18 protein-coding genes and 2 riboswitches are annotated in these 22,851 nt (G+C 69.9%); of the genes, 10 read left to right on the top strand and 8 right to left on the bottom strand.

Annotated features, from left to right (window positions below):
- Positions 1 to 258 precede the first annotated feature (258 nt).
- From SNR22_RS26730 to SNR22_RS26710, 5 genes are all read left to right on the top strand, one after another.
- The gene (locus SNR22_RS26730; protein WP_320069427.1) at positions 259 to 1,662 is read left to right on the top strand and encodes a GH1 family beta-glucosidase; all 1,404 of its coding nucleotides are present in this window, start codon (positions 259 to 261) and stop codon (positions 1,660 to 1,662) included.
- Between the two features lie 148 nt (positions 1,663 to 1,810).
- The gene (locus tag SNR22_RS26725) at positions 1,811 to 2,911 is read left to right on the top strand and encodes a pectinesterase family protein (RefSeq protein WP_320069426.1); all 1,101 of its coding nucleotides are present in this window, start codon (positions 1,811 to 1,813) and stop codon (positions 2,909 to 2,911) included.
- Between the two features lie 142 nt (positions 2,912 to 3,053).
- A complete protein-coding gene (locus SNR22_RS26720; RefSeq protein WP_320069425.1) occupies positions 3,054 to 4,985 on the top strand; it encodes a ricin-type beta-trefoil lectin domain protein in 1,932 nt (643 codons plus the stop codon).
- A gap of 443 nt (positions 4,986 to 5,428) precedes the next feature.
- A complete protein-coding gene (locus SNR22_RS26715; protein ID WP_320069424.1) occupies positions 5,429 to 5,821 on the top strand; it encodes a signal peptidase I in 393 nt (130 codons plus the stop codon).
- Positions 5,822 to 5,977: 156 nt separating this feature from the next.
- A complete protein-coding gene (locus SNR22_RS26710) occupies positions 5,978 to 6,697 on the top strand; it encodes a Clp protease N-terminal domain-containing protein (protein WP_320069423.1) in 720 nt (239 codons plus the stop codon).
- 147 nt (positions 6,698 to 6,844) lie between these two features.
- Here SNR22_RS26710 and SNR22_RS26705 read toward each other — a convergent pair whose 3' ends face one another.
- On the bottom strand, positions 6,845 to 8,050 hold the full coding sequence (locus tag SNR22_RS26705) for a cytochrome P450 (protein WP_320069422.1): 1,206 nt from the start codon (positions 8,048 to 8,050) through the stop codon (positions 6,845 to 6,847).
- 594 nt (positions 8,051 to 8,644) lie between these two features.
- A complete protein-coding gene (locus SNR22_RS26700; RefSeq protein WP_320069421.1) occupies positions 8,645 to 10,219 on the bottom strand; it encodes an FAD-dependent monooxygenase in 1,575 nt (524 codons plus the stop codon).
- Positions 10,220 to 10,543: 324 nt separating this feature from the next.
- On the opposite strand from SNR22_RS26700, the gene SNR22_RS26695 reads away from it, so the two are divergent.
- Positions 10,544 to 11,443: an NAD(P)H-binding protein gene (locus tag SNR22_RS26695; RefSeq protein WP_320069420.1), complete on the top strand. Its 900-nt coding sequence runs from the start codon at positions 10,544 to 10,546 to the stop codon at positions 11,441 to 11,443.
- Positions 11,444 to 11,506: 63 nt separating this feature from the next.
- On the opposite strand, the gene SNR22_RS26690 is transcribed toward SNR22_RS26695, so the two are convergent.
- Positions 11,507 to 11,932: an ROK family protein gene (locus SNR22_RS26690; protein WP_320069419.1), complete on the bottom strand. Its 426-nt coding sequence runs from the start codon at positions 11,930 to 11,932 to the stop codon at positions 11,507 to 11,509.
- Between SNR22_RS26690 and SNR22_RS26685 the strand changes: the two genes are divergently transcribed.
- A complete protein-coding gene (locus SNR22_RS26685) occupies positions 11,837 to 12,175 on the top strand; it encodes a ricin-type beta-trefoil lectin domain protein (RefSeq protein ID WP_320069436.1) in 339 nt (112 codons plus the stop codon). The two genes, SNR22_RS26690 and SNR22_RS26685, sit on opposite strands and share 96 nt — an antisense overlap.
- An 88-nt stretch (positions 12,176 to 12,263) precedes the next feature.
- Here the strand turns inward: SNR22_RS26685 and cobF are convergent, their stop codons facing one another.
- From cobF to SNR22_RS26670, 3 genes are read right to left on the bottom strand one after another with little or no spacing between them, the layout of a single operon-like run.
- Positions 12,264 to 13,022 carry a precorrin-6A synthase (deacetylating) gene (cobF, locus tag SNR22_RS26680; protein ID WP_320069418.1) on the bottom strand — a complete coding sequence of 253 codons (759 nt, stop codon included), beginning with the start codon at positions 13,020 to 13,022 and terminating at the stop codon, positions 12,264 to 12,266.
- The gene (gene cobN, locus SNR22_RS26675; RefSeq protein ID WP_320069417.1) at positions 13,019 to 16,618 is read right to left on the bottom strand and encodes a cobaltochelatase subunit CobN; all 3,600 of its coding nucleotides are present in this window, start codon (positions 16,616 to 16,618) and stop codon (positions 13,019 to 13,021) included. Before cobN ends, cobF begins: the two co-directional genes overlap by 4 nt.
- A complete protein-coding gene (locus tag SNR22_RS26670; protein WP_320069416.1) occupies positions 16,615 to 17,268 on the bottom strand; it encodes a (2Fe-2S) ferredoxin domain-containing protein in 654 nt (217 codons plus the stop codon). Before SNR22_RS26670 ends, cobN begins: the two co-directional genes overlap by 4 nt.
- 134 nt (positions 17,269 to 17,402) lie before the next feature.
- Positions 17,403 to 17,584, bottom strand: a riboswitch (cobalamin riboswitch).
- A 45-nt stretch (positions 17,585 to 17,629) separates the two neighbouring features.
- On the opposite strand from SNR22_RS26670, the gene SNR22_RS26665 reads away from it, so the two are divergent.
- The 3 genes from SNR22_RS26665 to SNR22_RS26655 are packed head-to-tail and all read left to right on the top strand — an operon-like array spanning position 17,630 to position 20,669.
- The gene (locus SNR22_RS26665) at positions 17,630 to 18,508 is read left to right on the top strand and encodes a sulfite reductase subunit beta (RefSeq protein WP_320069415.1); all 879 of its coding nucleotides are present in this window, start codon (positions 17,630 to 17,632) and stop codon (positions 18,506 to 18,508) included.
- The gene (locus SNR22_RS26660) at positions 18,505 to 19,170 is read left to right on the top strand and encodes a precorrin-8X methylmutase (RefSeq protein WP_320069414.1); all 666 of its coding nucleotides are present in this window, start codon (positions 18,505 to 18,507) and stop codon (positions 19,168 to 19,170) included. The genes SNR22_RS26665 and SNR22_RS26660 overlap by 4 nt, the downstream gene beginning before the upstream one ends.
- A complete protein-coding gene (locus SNR22_RS26655) occupies positions 19,167 to 20,669 on the top strand; it encodes a precorrin-2 C(20)-methyltransferase (protein ID WP_320069413.1) in 1,503 nt (500 codons plus the stop codon). The genes SNR22_RS26660 and SNR22_RS26655 overlap by 4 nt, the downstream gene beginning before the upstream one ends.
- Here SNR22_RS26655 and SNR22_RS26650 read toward each other — a convergent pair whose 3' ends face one another.
- Positions 20,670 to 21,425: a cobalt-precorrin-4/precorrin-4 C(11)-methyltransferase gene (locus SNR22_RS26650; protein WP_320069412.1), complete on the bottom strand. Its 756-nt coding sequence runs from the start codon at positions 21,423 to 21,425 to the stop codon at positions 20,670 to 20,672.
- The gene (gene cbiE, locus SNR22_RS26645) at positions 21,422 to 22,630 is read right to left on the bottom strand and encodes a precorrin-6y C5,15-methyltransferase (decarboxylating) subunit CbiE (RefSeq protein WP_320069411.1); all 1,209 of its coding nucleotides are present in this window, start codon (positions 22,628 to 22,630) and stop codon (positions 21,422 to 21,424) included. Before cbiE ends, SNR22_RS26650 begins: the two co-directional genes overlap by 4 nt.
- Before the next feature lie 66 nt (positions 22,631 to 22,696).
- Positions 22,697 to 22,842, top strand: a riboswitch (cobalamin riboswitch).
- The last annotated feature ends 9 nt before the right edge of the window (positions 22,843 to 22,851 follow it).

The raw sequence follows: 22,851 nt of genomic DNA, 5'->3' as shown, positions 1-22,851 counted from the left end.
ATGGCTGGTCGCCGCGCTCTCCGGCGCGGCCCTGGTCCTGCTCCCCGGTGCCGCGTCGCAGGCCACCATCCCCACCGGGGTGGCCCAGGCCGACGTGCTCACCGACGACGGCCGGGGGGGGGGCGCGGCCCCCCCCCCGCGCCCCCCCCCCCGGGCCCCGGGGGGGGGGCCCCGCCCCCCCCCCCCCGGTCCCGGGTCACCGGCCCAACCCGCCCGGTGGCTTCCCCGCCGCCGGCCCCACCCCGCCCGAGGAGCAGCATGGAGCCCATCGCCACCCCGTCGACGACGGTCGACCCGATCGACACCCTCCCGCCGGCGTTCCGCTGGGGGGTGGCCACCTCGTCGTACCAGATCGAGGGCGCGGTCGCCGAGGACGGGCGGACGGCGTCCATCTGGGACACCTTCTGCCGGGTGCCGGGCGCCGTGACGAAGGGCGACACCGGCGACGTGGCCTGCGACCACTACCACCGGATGCCGCAGGACGTGGAGCTCATCGCGGGCCTGGGCGTGGACACGTACCGTTTCTCGGTGGCCTGGCCCCGGGTGCAGCCCGGCGGGCGCGGCCCGGCCAACCCGGCGGGAATGGCCTTCTACGACCGGCTGGTCGACGAGTTGCTCGACCGGGGTGTCGACCCGTGGGTCACGCTGTACCACTGGGACCTGCCGCAGGAGCTCGAGGACGCCGGCGGTTGGCCGGCGCGGGACACCGCGTACCGCTTCGCCGACTACGCGATGCTGGTCTTCGACGCCCTCGGCGACCGGGTACGGACCTGGACAACGCTCAACGAGCCGTGGTGCTCGGCGATGCTCGGCTACGCGTACGGCGAGCACGCCCCGGGCCGCCGCGACCTCGGTGACGCCGTCGCGGCGGCGCACCACCTGCTGCTCGGGCACGGGTTGGCGACCCGACGGATCCGGGCGGCGGCGACCGCTCCGGTGGAGCTGGGCATCACGCTCAACCTGGCCACCGCCGACCCAGCGACCGACAGCGCGGCCGACCGCGACGCCGCCCGGGCCGCCGACGGGCTGGGCGCGCGGCTCTACCTCGACTCCCTCGTGCACGGCCGGTACCCGCAGGACGTGCTGGCCGACCTGGCGGCCGACGGGGTGCGGATCCCGGTGCGCGACGACGACCTGGCGGTCATCGCCGCGCCGATCGACGTGCTCGGCGTCAACTACTACTTCGGGCAACTCTTCTCCGGGTTGGACGCCGACGGCCGGGACACCGACGCCGACGGCCGGCCGGTGCGTCGGGTGGTCCCCCGGGGCGCGCCGCGCACGGCGATGGACTGGGAGATCGTCCCGGAGTGCTTCACCGACCTGCTGCTGCGGATCAGCCGCGACTACCCCGGCCTGCCGATGGTGATCACCGAGAACGGCGCGGCGTTCGACGACCGCCCGGACGCGCGCGGCTTCGTCGCCGACGACGACCGGGTGGACTACCTGGTCGAGCACCTGCGCGCGGTGGCCCGGGCCCGGCAGGGCGGCGCTGACGTGCGCGGCTACTTCGCCTGGTCGCTGCTGGACAACTTCGAGTGGGCGTACGGCTACGACAAGCGGTTCGGCATCGTCCGGGTCGACTACGCCACCCAGCAACGGGTCCCCAAGCGCAGCGCGCTGTGGTTCTCCGACACCATCCGCCGGGTGCGCGGCCGGGACTGAACGGCCGGTGCGGTCGGGGTACGCCCGTGGTGGCGGGCCCCGGCCGACATTCATTGACACGTATACCTGCGGGGGTTAACGTGCCGAAGGAAAGCGCTTTCACGCCTGCTTTCCGGCCTCCCCACCCGTCCCCGGAGGTTCATCCACCATGCGCAGATATCGCCGACGACCCCTGCTCGCCGTCGCCACCGCCGCGCTGCTCGCCCTCACCCCGCTCGGCGACACGCAGTCCGCGAACGCCACGGTGACCGGCGGCGGCACCACCTCTGCCGGCACCCTGCCCGTCGGGCCGTCCGCCGTGGTCGCCAAGGACGGCAGCGGCAACTTCACCAGCGTGCAGGCGGCGGTGAACGCCGTGCCGTCGGGCAACTCCAGCCGGTACACCATCACCATCAAGCCCGGCACCTACCGGGAGTTGGTCACCGTCCCGACCGACCGGCCGTACGTCTCGCTCGTCGGCTCGACCGGCAACGCCCGCGACGTGGTGATCACCTACGACAACGCCTCCGGCACGCCGAAGCCGGGTGGTGGCACCTACGGCACCTCGGGCAGCGCCTCGGTGACCATCGACGGCCACGACTTCACCGCGAAGCACCTCACCTTTTCGAACAGCTTCAACGAGGCTGCGCACGACTACAGCGCCGAGCAGGCGGTGGCGGTGCTGACCCGCGCCGACCGGCTGGTCTTCGACAACGTCCGGTTCCTCGGCAACCAGGACACGCTTTACCACAACAACGCGAACAGCAGCGCGATCGGCCGAGCGTACTTCCGCAGCTGTTACGTCGAGGGCGACGTCGACTTCATCTTCGGCCGGGGCACCGGGGTCTTCGACCGCTGCGAGATCAGATCGCTCAGCCGGGGCTCGTCGAGCAACAACGGGTACGTCACCGCGCCGTCCACGATGATCAGCAACCCGTACGGCTTCCTGTTCACCCGGTGCACGCTCACCACCAACTCGGCCGGCGCGCAGAGCGTGCACCTCGGCCGGCCGTGGCACCCGAGCGGCGACGTCAACGCGATCGGCCAGGTCGTGTTCCGCGACAGCGTGCTCGGGGCGCACGTCAAGTCCTCGCCGTGGACCGACATGTCCGGGTTCTCGTGGCGGGACGCCCGGTTCTTCGAGTACCGCAACACGGGTCCCGGGTCGACGGTGACCGCCGACCGCCCGCAGTTGACCGACGCACAGGCCCCGAGCTACACCGCGCAGCGGTATCTGGCCGGCTCGGACGGCTGGAACCCGATCTCCTGACCGGGTCACGGCTGTCGGGACGGCAGCGACGTAGCTGCCACCCCGACGGTCGTGTCGTCGGCAGACCCAGGGCACGCGTGCTTTTTTCGCGTCTTGACATAAGCCGTGCAACGAGGTCTCCTCAGTCATGACCGTCAATGCCATGTCGGAGCACTCCGTGTCCCCCACCCCACCCACCACCCTCCGCTCGCCGGCCCGCGCCGCGCGGGCCGCGGCCCTCGCGCTCTGCCTGGCCGCCGGCGTCCTGACCCTCGCGCCCTCGGCCGCGCAGGCCGCCGGGGAGAGCGTGAACGTCTGGCTCACCACCACCTCCGACGCGGGCGGCCGCACCGTGACCCGAGGGCTGCAACAACAGACCCCGGTAGCCTTCGCCGCGTCCAGCGGCGGGGCCACACACACCATCACCGTCGACGAGAACACCCGCTACCAGCCATTCGAGGGCGCCGGCGCGTCGATCACCGACACCACCGCGTACCTGCTACGCGGCGGCCCGGTCAGCGCGACCACCCGCGACGCGGTGATGCGCAAGCTGTTCAGCCCCACCGACGGCATCGGGCTGTCGTTCGTCCGCAACCCGATCGGCGCCTCCGACCTGTCCCGCCCCGGCCACGTCTCCCTCGACGACACCTGCTGCGACCTCAACGACTTCGGCACAGGCGGCTACAACACCAACGTCGAACTGCTCACCGCCCAGGCCCGACAGCTCAACCCGGCACTGCGGGTCAAAATCGTGCCGTGGAGCGCGCCCGGCTGGATGAAGGACAACGGCCGGATGGACCAGATGGGCTGGCTGAAGTCCCAGTACTACGCCACCTACGCCCAGTACTTCGTCAAGACCGTCCAGGCGTACGCGGCGCGCGGCGTGAAGGTCGACTACCTCTCGGTGCAGAACGAGCCGAACTGCTGCCAGTCGGGCAACCCGACGGCGATGGACTACCCCGGGATGAGCTGGAACTCCTCCGGCCTGGCCGAGCTGACCAAGAACTTCGTCTACCCGGCGTTCCGGGCCGCCGGCATCACCACGAAGGTGATGGTGCACGACTGGAACTACGGCGACTACGCCACCCTGGGCGCCGGGGTGCTCAACGACTCCGCCGTCCGCAACGACCCGCTCTTCGGCGGAATCGCCTGGCACGGCTACTTCGGCGACCCGGCGGTCGGCAGCCAGGTACAGGCCCAGTACCCGTCGGTACCGCAGTTCAGCACCGAGCACTCCGGCGGCACCTGGATCGGCAACCAGCACAACGAGGACATGGCCGACATCGTCAACTACTCCCGGAACTGGAGCCGGAGCATCGTCAAGTGGAGCCTGGCGCTCAACCAGAACATGGGCCCGCACAACGGCGGCTGCGGCACCTGCACCGGCCTGATCACCGTGCAGGAGGGCGGCTCCCGCGCCGGCCAGGTCGACTACACCATCGAGTACTACACCACCGGGCACCTGACCAAGTTCGTCCGCCCCGGCGCCAACCGGATCGCCTCCACCGCCAACGGCACGGTGCAGAACATCGCCTACCGCAACACCGACGGCACCAAGGCGCTGCTGGCCCACAACGGCGGCCCGTCCGCCCAGTCGGTGAAGGTGCTCTGGGGCGGGCAGTCGTTCACCTACACCCTGCCGGCCCGCACCACCGCCACCTTCACCTGGTCGGGCACCCAGTCCGGCGGTGGCGGCGGGACGCCCACCGGGCCGACCGGGCCGGTCACCGGCCTCGACGGCAAATGCCTGGATGTCACCGACAACAGCAGCGCCGACGGCGCCGCGGCCCAGATCTGGAGCTGCGGCGGCAGCGCCAACCAGACCTGGACCCGCGCCTCCGACGGGACGCTGCGGTCGCTGGGCAAATGCCTCGACGTCTCCAGCGGCGGCACCGCCGACGGCACGAAGGTGCAGCTGTGGACCTGCAACGGCAGCGCCGCCCAGCAGTGGACGTGGACGGCCGGGCGGGACCTGGTGAACCCGCAGGCGAACAAGTGCCTCGACGTCACCGGCAACGTCTCCGTCGACGGCACGAAGACGCAGATCTGGGCGTGCACCGGCGGGGCCAACCAGAAGTGGAATTTGCCGGCCTGACGGCCTGTGCGGTCGGCGGCGCCCGGGACAGGGCACCGCCGGCCGCGGCGAGCAGCGCTGGATGGGAAACTCCCGACTCGGCCCACTCCGGATATCAGCCTGCGGACTTTCAATCCGTCGGCTTGGAGCATGCCTACTCATGGGCACCCAATCTGGCTGGGAAAACTCTCGCCTCCGCGTCCGCTTTGGACCCAAGCGGCTCGGTGGGTGCTCTCCCGTTCGTGAGCAGAAACTGTCGGGGACACCTCGGCCCGGGACCACCCGACGCGGACGAGACGTCAACTCGCCGGGGATCTGCCCATTACCTCGGATGGCTTGACTGAAATGCAATTACGTTCGACAGCGGCATGGATAAATACCACCCCACCTGATTCCTGTCGGATTCGGCTGTGTGTCGACAGTGCTGACTGCGCTCACGAGAACTGCTGCTAGTGTCCTGCCACATGGATGACAGCGTGTACGTGGGCAACGCAGGCAAGGATGCGGCGCTGGACCGGGGTTGGCTCCTGGGGCACTTCAAGGACGTTGGCGACCCACGTCACAGCGAGGCTGTGGAAATCAAATGGGGGGTCCATCCCCTCGGCGATGAGCGATTGCAGTGGACGAAGGGTGAGGAACGCACGGCTCTCCTCGTTCTCATCAGCGGGCGCTTTCGCGTCGAACTCCCCGGTCGGAGCGTCCTTCTGGAACAGCAGGGTGATTACGTCGTATGGGGGCGCGGAGTCGATCACTCTTGGTTCGCAGAGGAAGAGTCGGTGGTGCTGACCGTTCGGTGGCCGTCCGTGCCCGGCTACGCGGTGACAGAACAGGATCAAGTGGCGCGGATCCGGGCGTAGGCGCGGTTGACGCCCCTCTGCCGGCGCGACAGGCCCTCGCTCAGGGAACTGGCCTGCCTGGATGGCGAGTGGAGCGCACCTCGGACCGGGCACTGATCATCCGCCGCAGTCAACTTCGGGTTGACGAAAAGCAGAGCGTCAACCTATGGTTGACCCATGACACCGGGACCCGCCGCCGCCTCGATCCGACTCGACGATCTGATCGAGGCCATCAAGAAGACTCACTCCGCCGCCCTCGATCAACTCACCGACGCAGTGCTGGCCGCCGACCACCTCGGTGACGTGGCGGATCACTTGATCGGGCACTTCGTTGACCAGGCGCGACGCTCCGGCGCCTCCTGGACGGAGATCGGCCGCAGTATGGGCGTCACCAAACAGGCGGCCCAGAAGCGCTTCGTCGCCAAGGGCGAGGCGCCGGACCTCGACGCCAGCCAGGGATTCAGCCGCTTCACCGACCGCGCCAGACAGGTCGTCGTGACGGCGCAGGAAGAAGCCCGCACCAGGGGCAACAACCAGATCACCGTGGCTCATCTGGTGCTCGGCCTGGTCGCGGACCCGACCGCACTGGGCGCCCGGACGATCGTCGCGCAAGGCGTGTCCCTCGACGCCATCCGGCAGACCGCCACCGCGACACTGCCCGGGGCAGCCGACTCTTCGCCCGCGCTTGTCCCGTTCGACGCACACGCCAAGAAAGCCCTGGAGTTGACCTTCCGAGAAGCCCTACGGATGAGCCACAACCACGTAGGCACCGAACACATCCTGCTCGCGCTGCTCGAACTCGAAGACGGCACAGGCGTCCTCGCCGGCCTCGGCGTCGACAAAGCCACCGCCGAAGCGTCCATCACTGCCACCGTGGCCGCGTCACCGGAATCATAGACGTCACAGCCATCCCGATGCCCTAGGCAAGCGGCGGGGTACGACAGCAGTCGGCCAGGACTCGAAGCCCCAACCGGGAGCCTCGTCATGCTGTCTTACCCTGCCGCGATTCCGCAGGTACGGCGGCGGCTCGGCGCCCGCGTAGTTCTACCAGGCAACGGGTAGTTCGGTTATCACCTGGAAGCCCGCAGCCGGATTGAACGGAATCTCCTCCGCCGGAACCGTGAGATGCAGGCCGGGCAGCCGCTCGATCAGCGTGCCGAGTGCGATCTCCATCGTGACGCGCGCGAGGTTCTGGCCGAGGCACTGGTGGGCGCCGAACCCAAACGAGAAGTGGTCCCGGACGGAGGTGCGGTGCCAGCCCAGGGAGTTCGGCGTGTCGTAGACGTCCGTGTCGCGGTTGATGAGGGAGGTTATGAAGAACACGCCGTCGCCCTTGCGGATGGTGGTTCCCTCGACCTCAATGTCGTCCGTGGCCAACCGCGACACACCGTCGGGGATGGACAGGAGCCGCAACAGCTCGTCCACAGCGGTGGGCATCAGCGATGGGTCGGCTCGCAGCTCGGCGAGCTGCTCGGGATGTTGGAGCAGGTTGAACATGCCGAGCGAGATCATGGTCCCGGTGGTGCCGTGGCCGCCGGCCACCTGCAGGACCAGCGTCGAGACCAACTCCTCGTGGTCCGCCTCGCTCATGGCACCGCGCTTCGCGAGGAGGTCGTCGAGAACCGCCTCACCCCGGTTCCGCTGCTTCTCCGCGATCAGCTTGCCCATGTAGGCCATGAGCTCGTCGTATGCCTCATTGGCGTTCGGGCCGGTAGCAAGCTGGTGCGACAGCTTCGCGAAGTATTCGTGGTCGGCGTCCGGTACGCCCATCAGTCGGTACAACACTTTCACGGGCACAGGCGCCGCGAACGCCGGGATCAAATCCGTGGGAGCGCCGTTCTCGATCATGTGGTCCAGCTGCTGGTCGATGATCTCCTGGATCTTCGGACGCAGTGCGTTGATGCGTCTGATCGTGAAGCTGGGGATCAGCATCTTGCGCCGGGTGCTGTGCACCGGGCCGTCGACGCCCACCAACGCGGTGACGATCTTCATGACCTTCTGTTGGGCGTCGCTGACGGTGGCGGCGATGCTCGCGAACATCATGGGCCACGCGGGGTTGGTGCGGTCGCTGGAGATGCGAGGGTCGACCAGGAGCCGGCGGGCCGTGTCACGACTGGTGACCGCCCAGACGCGCCGACCGTCGTAGAGGGTGACCTGGGCGAGTGGCCGCTGCTCGGCCAACGGCTGGTAGCCCGGTGCCGGCTGGTAGGGGCAGGTGCGGTCCTGCGGGAACGCGACGTTGTCAGTCATGCGGGGATCCTCCGAGCAACCAATGCGGTGATGTGCGCGTGACCCGTGCGGAGCGGAGACTCGTCATCGGGACGTGCCGGTCGGCTGGGGGCCGCAGCAGAGCCGCGATCACGTCGTCACTCCCTCGACGAGGAGAAGATGGCCTGCCCTCCCTTCGCGTAGGAAAGCAGGCGATCCGCGTGGCTGGGGCGGGCCCTCTACGGCCCGGTCGAAACGATATTCAACAGACGGCCGGCCGCGCATCCCCTCCATTGATAGTGTTCGGCGCCTCGGTCCCGGCACATATCGCGCAGCGCAAATCCCGCCGGTATCGGCATTTGCTTTGTTGAATGTCTCGGCTGAACGTCAGCACCGAGGCTGCCCTGTTCCGGCAGGCGGCCGAACACGGGCTCGTGGTGCTGGAGGAATTCATGTTCCTCCAGCACTCCTCACTCACCCCGCAGCGTGGTCACGACGTTCGTCAACGCCGTCCGAGGCCGCGGACCTCACCCGTGGCGCGGATCGTCTCCACCGGCCGGCCCAGCACGGTGGCCACCGGGGTCGAGCAGCGGACCGCTGCCCCGGGCATGGCTCCCCCGGGGCAGCGGTCGCGGGTCACCCCTGGTCGATCAACTCCCCGCGGTCACGCTCACCCTCGTCCCACGCGTCCGGCCCGGCCGGCTCGTCGGCAGGGCCGAGCCAGGTGGTGAGCGCGGACTCGAGAGCCGTGAGGTTGGGGACCTCCCCGGTGGACGTGATCCAGGCGGTGTGCCCGTCGGGACGGATGAGGACCGCCGCAGGCGGCGGGAGCCGGCCATCGGCAGCGGCCGAGGGGAACGGGCCGCAGCAGTGGGCGTCGACGAGGTCGACGCGGTCGCGCCATCCCGTAGTGGCGGCGGTCAGCTCCGCGAGAAGTCGCGCATCGTCGTTCAGGTTGAGCAGAACCGGCCTCGCGGTGTGCAGCAGGCTGAACAACCGGATGTCGCCGTCGGGCAGAGTCAGGTCGAGGTCGGGAAACCGGCGGCCGAGCAACGGATGCTCGTCGCCGAGCGGGTAGCGGATGTCCAGCGCGCTGATCATGCCGGCGAGCAGTTGGTTCACCTCGTCGACCGCGACGAGGTCGGCGAACACGTCACGGAGGGCGTCCCCATGCGCGCCGGGACGGGCCAGCGCGGTCTGCGCGCGCGTGTTGTGCAGCACCCGCGCGGCCACGGCGGAACGCTCGTTGTGATAGGTGTCGAGCAGGTCGTCCGGCGCGTGGCCGTTGATCACTGTGGCGAGTTTCCACCCGAGGTTCACCGCGTCCTGCACGCCCAGGTTCATGCCCTGGCCGCCGGCCGGGAAGTGGATGTGCGCGGCGTCGCCGGCAAGCAGCACCCGGCCGAGCCTGAACCGGTCGGCCTGCCGTGCGGAGTCACCGAAGTGCGAGAGCCAGTGGGGACTGTGCATGCCGAAGTCCGTGCCGGCGATTCGCATGGTCGAGTCCCGCAACCGCTCGAACGTCATGGGCTCGTCCCGGGCGGTCGCCACGTCGTACTCGGTGGTGAACACCCGGTACCAGCCCGGTTCGTAGCCCAGCACGGAGACGTTACCGTTCTCCCCCGCCACGATTGTCGGCCCGTCGGGCGGGTCCGCCAGTTCGACGTCACCGAGCATGGCGGTCAGCGTCGCCGGGGTGCCGGGGAAGCTGATTCCCGCGAGTCTGCGGACCGTACTGCGTCCCCCGTCGCAGCCCACCAGGTACTCGGCCAGCATGGTCGACACCGATCCGTCCGGCCGGCGCACGTCGATCGCCACACCGGTCTCGTCCTGGCGTAGTCCGGCTACTTCCGACGACCAGCACACCCGCACGCCGAGTTCGGCGGCGCGCTGTTCGAGCAGCGCTTCGGTCTTGGCCTGCAGCAGCATCAGCGAGAGCGGGTAGCGTGTATCGAGTCGGGTCAGGTCCAGCAGCTGCTTGGCGAAGAGCCCGTTCGGCAACTTCTTGCCGGCGGCGAGGAACGGCTCGAGAATCCCCCGCTGGTCCAGCACTTCCAGCGTGCGGGCGTGGATGCCGCCGGCACGTGACTCGCCGGCGCGGCCGTCGAGCCGGTCCAGCACCACCACCTCGACGCCGCCCAGCCGCAGTTCGCAGGCCAACATCAGCCCCGTCGGTCCGGCACCCGCGATCACTACATCGACCTTCGCCATAGTTTTCTCCAAGAGTTTCTGACGGCCCGGGGTCCACTGTGAACGAAGATCGATCGGGATGGAACACCCCCGAGCATCTGTCGCACCGGATCCTAGTGCGAGTGCTCGGGGAGCTGTTCCGGTGATTTTTCGCTCCTGGCATGGACCAAACAGGACATAGTCGCGAGCTTCGATGGGAATATCCCGCCCGGAATCATCGGCGGTATCCTGAGGCACATCGCCGCGAGGGCCGAGAGAACGAACGGTGCCGAGCGGGCCAGGTCGGCCCTCGCGGACGTCAGCGCGGCGGGTGCCAGAGCACGAAGCAAGCCATGTGGGGGAATCATGACGATCTTGGTGACTGGCGCGACCGGCAATGTCGGTCGTCACGTCGTGGACCTGTTGGTGCGGGCGGGAGTGGACGTGCGGGCGACCTCCCGCAATCCGGAGTCGCTGGACCTGCCGGCGGAGGTCGATGTCCGCAGGGCGGATCTCACCGACCCGAAGACGTTCGAGCAAGCGCTTCAAGGCGTGGAGAAAATCTTCCTGTACGCCCAGCCGTCCGGCATCGAAGGGGTTGTGGAGGTCGCGAAGGCTGCCGGCGTCAAGTACGCCGTGCTCCTGTCCTCCATGGCCGCCGCCGGTCGCGATCCGGACCACTGGATCGCGCGGTGGCATCGGGCCGTGGAGGACTCGATCGAGCAGTCCGGCCTGGCGTGGACATTCGTGCGGCCGGGCCCGTTCGCCGTGAACTCCTTGCAGTGGGCGCCGTCCATCAGGGATCACCAGCCGGTACGGATCCTCTACGCGCACTCCTATCTGTCCGCCATCCATGAGCTGGACATTGCCGAAGTGAGCACCTGCGCTCTACTGCAGGATGGCCACGCCGGGGCGAGATATCACATCACCGGTGGTGACAGCGTTACTCAGGCCGAGCAGGTTGCCCTCATCGGTCAGGCGATCGGCCGCGAGCTGGCGTTCGAGGACGTCACGGGCGATGACGCACGCGCTGAGCTCCGCGAACGGTTCGGGCCCCGCATTCAAGTTCTGATACAGACTGGGGTGCTCGATCCGATGGCCACGCCGGAGATCATCGAGACCAGGATCCGCTACTACGTGGAGGCTCTCGAAGGGCCTGCCGAGATCGACGGCACTGTCGAAAAAGTGCTCGGCAAGCCGGCGCGCACCTTCGCCGAGTGGGCGGTCGACCACAAGGCGGACTTCACGAAGCGTTCTGTCTCATAAGGGTGGCCGGTTTGTAGAGGTACTCACGAGCAGGTCACCGCCTCGGACTGACGGCCGGCTGCCTCACCGACCGATCCATGTCACGCAGCAGGCTTTCGCGCCGTTGTCGACGTGCACAGGGATGTCGGTGCCGGCGCCGAGCATGGCACCCAGCGGAACGCCCTCCCAGCCGAGCGTCTGGGCGTGCACGACCGCGTCGGCAGCGCGTTCCACCGTGCCGGAGACGGCCACCCCGAGGCCGAGCACGGTGCCGGGGTCGACGCCGGCCTGCTCGGTCACCGCGATGAGCCCGTGCAGCAGGTGGGCCACCACCTGGCCGGGGTCGGGCGCGGCGACGTCGAGCGGGTACTCCGCCTTCGCCAACGCGGTCATCGTCAGGTCGAAGAGCTCGACCTGGATCCGGGTCTCGCCGACATCGGCGCCGACCAGGTAGCCGTAGCCGGGCGCCACCCGCAGCAGCACCCGGGGCCGGCCACCATCGGACTCCACCAGGCCGGCCTCGACGGCAAATGCCTGGACGTCACCGACAACAGCAGCGCCGACGGCGCCGCGGCACAGATCTGGAGCTGCGGCGGCAGCGCCAACCAGACCTGGACCCGCGCCTCCGACGGGACGCTGCGGTCGCTGGGCAAGTGCCTCGACATCATCGGCAACACCTCCGCCGACGGCACGAAGACGCAGATCTGGTCCTGTACGGGCGCAGCCAACCAGAAGTGGAACCTGCCGGCCTGACGGGCCGAGGCGGCGGCACCCCGGGCGGGGTGCCGCCGGCCACGGCGGGCACGGTGGGAGGGCAACTACCGAGCCGGCCCACTCCGTCTCAGTGCCGACGCAACAAGTACGTGTCCATCACCCATCCTCGACTTCGCTTCACCTCTGCTCGTCGTGACCAGATCGCGTCGGCGACCTCGTTCAAGCGACCAGTCACCAACTGCTCGCCAGACGAGCCGAGGTTGGCGCCCCACCAGATCCACCAGGCTGAGGGCTCGGGTAGCCGGCGGCAGGTCAACATCCCGTCCAGCATGACGACGAGGTTGTCGCCATCTGCCGCGTCCTCGAGCAGACGCCGGCCGGTCGTGATCGTGATTGGCCCACCGATGGCGTTAAGCACGAGTCGGTGACGGGCCGCGAGTAGCTGGACGCTACTGAGGCCGGGCACCACCTCCACAGCGACATCGACGCGTCCGCGCTTGGCGATGTGGTCCGCCAGCCGGATCGTTGAATCGTAGAGGGCTGGGTCGCCCCAGACGAGCACCGCCGCATCTCCCGGGTTGTCCAGCAGTATCTGCTCCCAGATCTGCGCTCGCGCCTCGTGCCAGTCGCTGACCGCAGTGACGTAATCGGCCGGGTCGGCACGGTTTCGCTCGGGGTCGGGGACATGCACGAGCCGCCACTCCCCTGTCAGGTGCCGCTCGCAGATCGCCTCGCGCACCGCAATCAGGTCGGCCGTGCCCGGATGCTGCTCGGTCTTGTCGGCGACGAGGAAGTAGGCGACCTCGTTGAGCACCCGGGCGGCCTGGGCCGTCACCAGCTCGGGGTCCCCGGGGCCCAGCCCAACGAGCGCAAGGCGTCGGGTCACGCGTCGTCCTCCAAGTCGCCCTCGACCTCCAGGTACACCCGCGCCATCTCCGCCATGACTTCAGCGTTTGGCTCGGACCACAGCCCACGGTCAGCAGCCTCGTTCAGCCGTTCCACGATGCCGCGCAACGCCCAGGGGTTCGCGCGGCGCATGAACTCCTGGTTCGTCTGGTCGAGGACGTACTCGCGAGCCAGCGACTCGTACATCCAGTCCTGCACGACGCCGGCGGTCGCGTCGAAGCCGAACAGGTAGTCCACGGTCGCGGCGAGCTCGAACGCGCCCTTGTACCCGTGGCGCTGCATCGCCGCGATCCAGCGCGGGTTCACGACGCGTGAGCGAAAAACGCGGTTGGTCTCCTCCTGCAACGTGCGGGTGCGCACGGCGTCCGGCATGGTCGAGTCTCCGACGTATGCCTTCGGCTCGGTGCCGGTCAGTGCGCGGACCGTGGCTATCATGCCGCCGTGGTACTGAAAGTAATCGTCGGAGTCGGCAATGTCGTGCTCGCGCGAGTCGATGTTCTTCGCCGCGACGGCGATGCGCTTGTAGCTGGTGCGCATGTCTTCGGTGGCTGCGACGCCGTCGAGTCCACGGCCGTACGCGAAGCCGCCCCACGCCGTGTAGACCGCGGCTAGGTCGGCGTCGTCGCGCCACGTGCCGGACTCGACGACCTGGAGGATGCCAGCACCGTACGAGCCTGGCTTCGAGCCAAAGATTCGGGTGGTGGCTCGCCGCAGGTCGCAGTGCTCGGCCAGGCTCTCCCGGGTGTGCGCGCGGACGAAGTTGAGCTCGTCGGGCTCGTCCAGCCCGGCGACCTTCTGCACGGCGTCGTCGAGGATCTCGATGACGTGCGGGAATGCGTCGCGGAAGAAGCCCGAGATGCGCACGGTGACGTCGATGCGCGGCCGGCCCAGCTCGTCGAGGTCGATCACCTCCAAGCCGTTGACGCGTCGGGAGGCCGGATCCCAGGTCGGGCGTACGCCCAGCAGTGCGAGCACCTCCGCGACGTCGTCACCTGACGTGCGCATGGCGGATGTTCCCCACACCGACAGACCGACCGAGCGCGGGTGCTCACCGGTCTCGGCGAGGTGCCGGGCGACGAGCGACTCGGCCATGGCCTGTCCCGTCTCCCACGCGAGGCGCGACGGGACGGCTCGGGGGTCGACGGTGTAGAAGTTGCGGCCGGTCGGCAGGACGTTGACCAGGCCGCGCAGCGGGGACCCGGACGGCCCGGCCTCGACGAAGCCGCCGGCGAGCGCGTGCAGGATGTTGGTCAGTTCGTCGGTGGTGGCGGCCAGACGCGGGACGACTTGCTCGGCGGCGAACCGCAGAACGTCGCGCACGACTGGGTCGTCGTGCAGTGCGTCGATCCCATCGACGGCCCAGCCCTCCTTCTCCATCGCCTCGACCAAGGCGCGGGCCTGCCCCTCCACGGCGTCGACCGCGGGGAGAGAGGCGTCCTCCGTGAGCCCTAGGGCGGCACGGAGGCCGGGCAGAGCGCGGTTCCGGCCGCCCCACACCTGGGCGGCCCGGAGCACGGCGAGCACGAGGTTGACCCGCGCCGCCCCCGTCGGTGCCTCGCCCAGCACGTGCAGCCCATCGCGGATCTGAACGTCCTTGATCTCGCACAGCCAGCCGTCGACGTGCAGCAGGAAGTCGTCGAACTCCTCGTCGTCGGGCCGCTCCTCCAGACCGAGGTCACGGTGCATTTGCGCGGACTGCATGAGCGTCCAGATCTGCTGGCGCATGGCGGGCAGCTTCGCCGGGTCCATGGCCGCGACGTTGGCATGCTCGTCGAGCAACTGCTCGAGCTTGGCGATGTCGCCGTAGCTCTCGGCGCGCGCCATCGGCGGCACGAGGTGGTCGACGATCGTGGCGTGCGCGCGGCGCTTGGCCTGGGCGCCTTCGCCGGGGTCGTTGACGAGGAACGGGTAGATCAGTGGCATGTTGCCGATGGCCGCGTCCGTGGCGCACGCGGCCGAGAGCGCGGCGTTCTTGCCCGGCAGCCACTCCAACGAACCGTGCTTGCCCAGGTGCACGACCGCGTCGGCGCCGAAGCCGTGCTCGAGCCAGCGGTACGCCGCCAGGTAGTGGTGCGACGGTGGCATGTCGGGGTCGTGGTAGATCGCGACCGGCTTCTCGCCGAAGCCGCGTGGCGGCTGAATGAGGATGACGACGTTGCCCGCACGCAGGGTGGCCAGCACGATGTCACCGGCGTCGTCGACGAACAGAGAGCCGGGGGCCTCGCCCCAGGTCTCGGTCATGGCGTCACGAAGCTCGTCCGGCAAGTGGGCGGTCCAGCGCAGATAGTCGTCGCAGGGGATGCGCACGTGTGACTCGCTGAGTTGGGCCTGCGTGAGCCACTCCTCGTCCTGGCCACCGGCCTCGATCAGCGCGTGGATGAGCGCGTTGCCGGCCGTCGTGTCGGGACTCTCCCCGTCGACCGGCGGAAGCGGGTCGAGCCCAGGGATCTGGCCGGGCTCGCCGAGGTCGTAGCCGGCGTCGCGCATCGCGCGCAGCAGCCGGATGGCCGACACGGGCGTGTCGAGGCCGACGGCGTTGCCGATGCGGCTGTGCTTGGTCGGGTAGGCAGACAGGACCAGTGCCACCCTGCGCTCGGCCGGTGGAACGTGTCGGAGCCGTGCGTGGTTCACCGCGATGCCCGCGACGCGGGCACACCGCTCGGCGTCGGTCTCGTAGCGCGGCAGACCGTCGGCGTCAACCTCCTTGAATGAGAACGGGACGGTGATCAGCCGGCCGTCGAACTCAGGGATGGCGATCTGGGTTGCGGAGTCGAGCGGGGTGACACCGTCGTCAGATGTCTCCCACTGGGCCTTGCTGGACGTGAGCGCCAGCGCCTGCAGCACGGGGACGTCCAAGGCACGTAGCCGCTCGACGTCCCAGGACTCGTCGTCGCCGCCGGCGCTGGCGGTGGCGGGCTTGGAACCACCGGCGGCGAGTACGGTGACCACGATCGCGCCGAGCGTGGCGAGCTCGGTGAACAGCTCGTCGGGCGCCGCCCGCAGCGAGGAGACGAAGATCGGCACTCCGACCGCCATGCCGGTCGCGTCGATCGCGTCTGCGAGCTCGTGCGCGAACGCGTTGTTGCCGCTCACCTCGTGTGCCCTGTAGTAAAGGACACCGACCCGGGGCAAATCGGTCCCGGTTGCTTGCCGGCTCACGCCCCACTCGGGCAGGACGGCCGGCGGCTCGAAGCCCTCGCCGGTCAGCAGCACCGTGTCGGAAAGAAAGGCGTGCAGCTGACGCAGGTTATCCGCGCCGCCCTCGGCGAGGTAGCGGTGCGCCTCGGCGCAGACGCCCATCGGCACGGTGGAGAGCTCCATGAGTGCGGCATTCGGCGTGCGCTCCCCACCGAGGACGACCAGCGGCCGTCCGACATCGCGCACGAGGGCAGCGATGTCCCGCACGTCCTCGGGCGAGCCGAGTACGCGCAGCACCACCAGGTCTGCCTCGGCGGTCAGGGCCTGGCGGCGCTCGTTTGTGACCCGAACAGGGTTGGCCCAGGTGTAGTTCGAGTCGCTGGCACGCGCCGACAACAGGTCGGTGTCCGACGTTGACATGAGAACGATGCGGGTCATGCTTCTCCTTCGGTGGAGATGATCCGGGAGCCGAGGCGCAGGTCGTCGACCGGGCGACCGGCGCGCAGATGCTCGCGGACCAGCCGTGCCGCGTCGCCCGGTCGCACCGGCCCGTACCAGGTGCCGTCGGGGTGAACGACGGCCACGGGGCCGTGATTACAGGGGAATAAACACCCGGTCTGTGCCATGAGGACATCAGAGTCAGTGAGGCGGTGCTCGACGAGCGCGCCGACAAGCGCGCGGTAGGTCTCGTCCGCATCTCGGGCGCTGCAGCGCGGGCCGCGGCACAGCAGCAAATGGTGCCGGTACGGCGGGGGCGAGTCCCAGGCAGGTGACGACAATGGCGCCTCGCGACCGGTGATGCTGCGCTCTCCGAACCGGATGGTCGGCGGGTCGACCTGCTGGCGGTGCCAGTGGCCGGCGACACGTCCCACCCACGAGCGGGCGTAGGTCAGGTCGTCGGTGCTCACCGCCTCGAGGCGAACCTCTGGGATGCCGTCGGCGTGCAGCAGGTCGAGCACGTGGGTGAGCGTGGGCTCGCCGCCCTGCAGGAAAGCCAGACGGGCGCCAGCGGCCTCCGCCTCCCTGCGCAGCACCGCAGGTCGGGCGGCGTCCGAAAGCGCGATCGCGACGTGGACGAGGACGCTCACGACGTCAGAAGCAGACGAGCCGGGTGGGCAGGACCTGGGGGCGAGGAGCCGAGCTGGTGGGAGCGAGAATAACGAGACACGACGGTCTTCCTTCGTCCGGAGGCCTGTTCGCGAGGCCTGGATGGGCAGGTGTCGCAGACGGGTCTGCGGCCAGCAGGTCTTCGGACTCAGGATCAACCGGACGGAGCGCCTTCCCAGACCGTTGGTCCAGTGGCATCGTGCTCCGCCCGTCACCCTCACCGCTGCGCGTCAGTCCCGGACTTTCACCGGGTTCCCTGGCTCATTGCTGAGTTTGGCTGGCAGAACGAACGTAGCACCGTCGGCCTACAGTGCCCGAGATGGGCTCTGGCACGATGGCTCCGTGACCGATAGGACCCGGCGCGACCTGTGCCCCGGCCTGCTGCGCCCCTGGATCGCCGCCGACGGCGCGCTCGTCCGGGTGCGCGTTCCCGGTGGTGCCGTGACGACCGAGGCGCTCGGCGCGCTCGTCCAGGTGGCGGGCAGGTACGGCGACGGCACGGTCAAGCTGACCAGCCGTGCCAACCTCCAGGTGCGCGGCATCGAGCACGACCACGGGTGCCTGCCGGACGCGGTCGTGGACGCGATCATGGCGACCGGGCTCGTGCCGTCGACGTCGCACGAGCGGGTGCGCAACATCTTGGCCTCACCGCTCACCGGACGCAGCGGTGGCCGCGCCGACCTACGTCCGGTCGTCGCTGACCTCGATACCCGGCTGTGCGCTGAGCCCCTGCTCGCCGCGCTGGCCGGCCGGTTCCTGTTCGTGCTCGACGACGGCCGCGGCGACCTGGTCGGACGCGACCTGGACCTCGGTCTCGTGGCGCTCGACGCGAGCACCGCGCAGCTGCGCGCCGGGACGTCGGCGTGGGGACCGGTGGTCCCGCTGGGCGAGGCCGCTGCGGCGCTGACGGCACTCGCCGTGCGGTTCGTCGAGCTCGCCGGCAGCGAACCAAGCTCCCCCTGGCACGTCGACGAGCTGCCAGGCGCAGGCGCAGCGGTGCTGGGCAGAGCACTCGAGCGTGCCGCGGCAACCCGGGTGAGCACGCCGCCACCCCCGCTTGGGAGGATCACGCAGGACGACGGCCGTGTCGCGCTGCACCTCGCGGTTCCCGACAGCCGGGTGGATGCCCGTTTCATGGACGAGGTCCCCGCCCTCGGCGCCGGTAGCCTCATCGTCACGTCACAACGCACCCTGCTCGTCCCCGATCTGGAGAATGCATGACTCTCGCCCCACCGACGCGCCGCTATGACTACGTCACCGACGGCGCGGCGATTTACGCGGAGTCGTTCGCGACCATCCGCAGCGAGGCCGACCTCTCGCGCGTTCCCGCCGACGCCGAGAAGGTCGCGGTGCGGATGATCCATGCGTGTGGACAGATTGACCTGACGCGGGACCTGGTGATCCACCCCGGTCTCGTGACGGCGGCCCGGGCGGCCCTCGACGCGGGAGCGCCGATCCTGACGGATGCGCGCATGGTCGCCGCCGGCGTCACCCGCGCCCGGCTGCCCCGCGACAACGAGGTCCGCTGCCTCCTGCCCGAGCCCGAGGTTCCGGCGCTCGCCCGCGACTGGGGCACGACCCGGTCTGCGGTGGCGGTGTCTCTGTGGGCCGAGCACATCGAGGGTGCCGTCGTCGCGTTCGGCAACGCCCCCACGGCCCTGTTCCACCTGCTGGAGATGCTGCGTGACGGCGCCCCTCGTCCGGCCGCGATCATCGGCACGCCGGTGGGTTTCGTCGGTGCGGCCGAGTCCAAGCAGGCGCTCATCGACCTGGCCACCGATGCACCCGGGCTCGACGTGCCCTACCTCGTGGTGACGGGGCGTCGGGGTGGCTCGGCGATGGCCGCCTCGGCGCTCAACGCCTTGGCGCAGGAGGCGGAGTGAGCGGGCGACTGTTCGGCGTCGGTCTCGGCCCGGGGGATCCCGAGCTCGTCACGCTGAAGGCCGCCCGGCTGATCGGGGCGGCGGATGTCGTCGCCTACCACCAGGGCGTCGGCAAGCAGTCGAACGCCCGTCGCATCGCCGCCGATCTGCTCCCGGAGGGCGTGATCGAGGAAGCCCTCAGCTACCCGGTGACGACGGCGACCACCGACCATCCGGGCGGGTATGCCGGCGCGATGGCCGACTTCTACGCCGAGTGTGGCGATCGGCTCCGCGCGCACCTGAGAGCGGGCCGCGACGTCGTCGTGCTGGCCGAGGGCGATCCGATGCTCTACGGCTCGTTCATGTACCTGCACGACCGGCTCGCGGACGAGTTCGAGACACAGGTCGTCGCAGGCGTGCCCGCCTTTGCGGCCGCCACGGCCACGACCGCCCTGCCCCTGGTCCGGCAGACCGACGTGCTGACGGTGCTGCCGGGCACCCTTCCCGAGCCGGAACTGGCCCGGCGCCTCGCCGACACCGACGGCGCCGTGATCATGAAACTCGGCCGCACGTTCGCCAAGGTCCGCTCGGCGCTCGAGCAGGCGGGACGCGTCGAGGGGTCCTGGTACGTCGAGCGGGCGTCGATGGACGCCGAGCGGGTGCTCCCGGTCGTCGACGTGGACCCCGCGACGGTGCCGTACTTCTCGATCGTCCTGGTCCCCGGCGACACCCGTCCCGGTGTGGCGCGCTACGACCGCCCAGCGAGCGAGGTCGTCGAGCCCGTCGCCGGTGCCGAAGTCATCGTCGTGGGCCTCGGTCCGGGCCCCGACCAGTGGCTCTCCCCCGAGGCGTCGCAGGTGCTCGCGGAGGTCGACCACGTCATCGGCTACGGACCATACGTCCAGCGCGTTCCGCAGCGCCCAGGCCTGATGCGTCACTCATCCGGCAACACAGTGGAGGTAGACCGAGCCCGCGAGGCGCTCGAACTGGCGTTCGCCGGTGAGCGCGTCGCGGTCGTCTCCGGTGGCGACGCGGGCATCTTCGGCATGGCGTCGGCGGTATTCGAGGCTGCCGAGGACCCGCGCTACGCGGACGTCGTGGTGCGGGTCGTGCCCGGAATCTCCGCCGTCCAAGCGGTCGCGGCGCGTGCCGGTGCCCCCATCGGCGCTGACTTCGCGGTGCTGAGCCTGTCGGACCGACTCAAGCCCTGGGACGTCGTGGTGAAGCGGCTGCGCGCCGTCGCCGAGGCGGACCTCGTGCTCGCCCTCTACAACCCACGGTCGCGCTCACGCATCGAGCAGGTCGCACAGGCCCGAGCAGTTCTGCTGGAGCACAAGCCGCCCGAGACCGTCGTCGTCGTCGGTCGCGACGTCGGCCGCGCCGAGGAGAGCCTCACCGTGACGACGTTGGGCGAGCTCGACCCCGAAATCATCGACATGAAGTGCCTGCTGCTCGTCGGCGCCTCGTCAACGCGAGTCACCGCGAGCGGACGCGTCTGGACCCCGCGCTTCGTCGCCTAGTCAACCGAGGGCGCGGCGTTCACGGCTGGCCGCGTACAGGAACGACTCGCCGCCACGGACGTCGGGAGCCAGCGCAGGGCCGACCAGGATGACCGCGGCCTGGCGCAGGCCTGCGGCCTCGACCTGGTCGCCGATGTCGGCCAGTGTGCCGCGCAGGACAAGCTCATCCGGCTGCGTCGCCTTGGACACGACCACGACCGGGCACCCGTCGCCGTAGTGCTCGGCGAGCCCGGCGGCCAGCTCGCGGCTGCGAGTGATGGCCAGGTGCAGGGCCAGGGTCGCGCCGGTCGCGGCGAACGCAGCGAGCTTCTCCCCCGGCGGCATGACCGTGGAACGGGCCTGAGCGCGGGTGAGCACGACCGACTGGGCGAGCTCGGGGACGGTCAGCTCGGCGCCGATGATCGCCGCAGCAGCCGCATAGGCCGGTACCCCGGGAGTGACGTCCCACGGGACGTGCGCCGCGTCGAGTCGACGCGCCTGCTCATGCAGTGCGGAGTACAGCGACGGGTCACCCGAGCACAGCCGGACGATTTCCAGCCCGTCGGCGTGCGCCTGCATCAGGTGGGCGGTGATCTCGTCCAAGTCGAGATGCTGGGTGTCGATGAGCCGGGCGTCGTCACGGCAGTGACCGAGCACGTCGGCGTCGAGATAGGTACCCGCATACAGGCACACGTCCGCGGCCCCGAGCAGGCGCACCGCGCGTAGCGTGAGCAGGTCGGCGGCACCGGGTCCGGCCCCGACGAAATGGACGGTCATGGCTCTCCTTTGGTGACGGTCCACTGGCTGACGGCACGCGCGGGTGTCCAGCCGGTGAAGCCGCCGAGCGGCTCGGCGCGTTCGACGTGCAGGCGAACGAGCTCGCCGCCATGGCGACGATACTGCTCGAACAGCACCGTCTCGGTTTCGGCCGTGACGCCGTGGACGACGAGCCGGCCACCGGTACCGAGCGCGTCCCAGCACGCCTCGATCACGCCGGGGACGGTAACCCCTCCACCGACGAACACCGCGTCAGGGCGCTGGAGACCGGCCAGGGCATCGGGTGCCGAGCCCTCGACGAGACGCAGGCCAGGGACGCCGAGCGTGGCGGCGTTGCGGCGTACGAGCGCGGCACGGTCGGCGCGAGACTCGATCGCGACCGCCCGCGCCGTCGGCCAGGCACGCATCCACTCCACGCCGATCGAGCCACTGCCGGCACCGACGTCCCACAGCAGCTGACCGGGAGCGGGCGCGAGCCGGGCCAGGGCGCTGGCCCGCAGGTCGCGCTTGGTGATCTGCCCGGCGTGCTCGAACGCGTCGTCGGGAAGCACCCCGCCTGCGGCCCAGCCCGGTCCGATGCCGCAGACCTCGACGGCCAGGACGTTCAGCCGGGGCACGTCCACGGCGTTCCACGAGGCCGCGGTCGACTCGGCACGCGACTCACCCGCGGCGCCGAGATCACCCAGCACGACCAGCCTGGACTCTCCCCAGCCGAGTTCAGTGAGCAGCGCGGCGACGGCGGCAGGCGTCATCTCGTCGCTGGAGAGCACCAGCAGCCGCCGCCCGGGGGCGAGCGCGGGCACCACGAGACGCACGTCACGGCCGACCAGACTCACCGTCGTGACGGACTCCGCCGGCCACCCGAGACGTGCTCGGGCGAGCGCGACGGAGGAGACTGCGGGCACGATCGTCACCCGCTGCGGACCAAGGACGTCCAGCAAGGTCGTGCCGACGCCCGACACGAGCGGGTCTCCCGACGCCAGCGCGACGATGGGCCTGCGCGCGGCGTCCAGCAGGCCCGGCAGGCTCTCCCGCAGCGGCGACGGCCACGTCACGCGCTTCTGGCCATCGACTGACGGCACCGCATCGAGGTGCCGGGCCCCGCCGAGCAGCGTCGCCGCCCCACGCACCAGCGCCCGGGACAACTCGGGCAATCCCGTCCAACCGTCGGCCCCGAGCCCCACAACGACCACCTGCGCCTCCACGGTTGCACCCTAGCCCGCCCCGACCGACCGCCGGACCGCTGCCAGGGCCGTCAGGACGGCGTCTAAGGTGATGCGACGGTTCGAGGTGCCCCACGGTCGATGGCCACGGGGAGAATCTGGGAAGCCGGTGAGAATCCGGCACAGGGCCCGCTGCGGTGACTCAGGCGCAAACCTGGGAAGTCCGAAGACCGGCCTCGATCCGATCCGCGACGCGTCCGCGT

It is taken from the genome of Micromonospora sp. RTGN7, from assembly GCF_033804645.1.
GTDB lineage: Bacteria > Actinomycetota > Actinomycetes > Mycobacteriales > Micromonosporaceae > Micromonospora.
Note: the sequence above shows the minus strand (reverse complement) of the source record. Positions and strands in the feature narration are given on the sequence as shown.

Bases quoted from the DNA above. Each gene is read 5' to 3' on its own strand.
- SNR22_RS26730 (WP_320069427.1), top strand. From the start codon at position 259: ATGGAGCCCATCGCCACCCCGTCGACGACGGTCGACCCGATCGACACC.
- SNR22_RS26725 (WP_320069426.1), top strand. From the start codon at position 1,811: ATGCGCAGATATCGCCGACGACCCCTGCTCGCCGTCGCCACCGCCGCG.
- SNR22_RS26720 (WP_320069425.1), top strand. From the start codon at position 3,054: ATGTCGGAGCACTCCGTGTCCCCCACCCCACCCACCACCCTCCGCTCG.
- SNR22_RS26715 (WP_320069424.1), top strand. From the start codon at position 5,429: ATGGATGACAGCGTGTACGTGGGCAACGCAGGCAAGGATGCGGCGCTG.
- SNR22_RS26710 (WP_320069423.1), top strand. From the start codon at position 5,978: ATGACACCGGGACCCGCCGCCGCCTCGATCCGACTCGACGATCTGATC.
- SNR22_RS26705 (WP_320069422.1), bottom strand. From the start codon at position 8,050: ATGACTGACAACGTCGCGTTCCCGCAGGACCGCACCTGCCCCTACCAG.
- SNR22_RS26700 (WP_320069421.1), bottom strand. From the start codon at position 10,219: ATGGCGAAGGTCGATGTAGTGATCGCGGGTGCCGGACCGACGGGGCTG.
- SNR22_RS26695 (WP_320069420.1), top strand. From the start codon at position 10,544: ATGACGATCTTGGTGACTGGCGCGACCGGCAATGTCGGTCGTCACGTC.
- cobN (WP_320069417.1), bottom strand. From the start codon at position 16,618: ATGACCCGCATCGTTCTCATGTCAACGTCGGACACCGACCTGTTGTCG.
- SNR22_RS26660 (WP_320069414.1), top strand. From the start codon at position 18,505: ATGACTCTCGCCCCACCGACGCGCCGCTATGACTACGTCACCGACGGC.
- SNR22_RS26650 (WP_320069412.1), bottom strand. From the start codon at position 21,425: ATGACCGTCCATTTCGTCGGGGCCGGACCCGGTGCCGCCGACCTGCTC.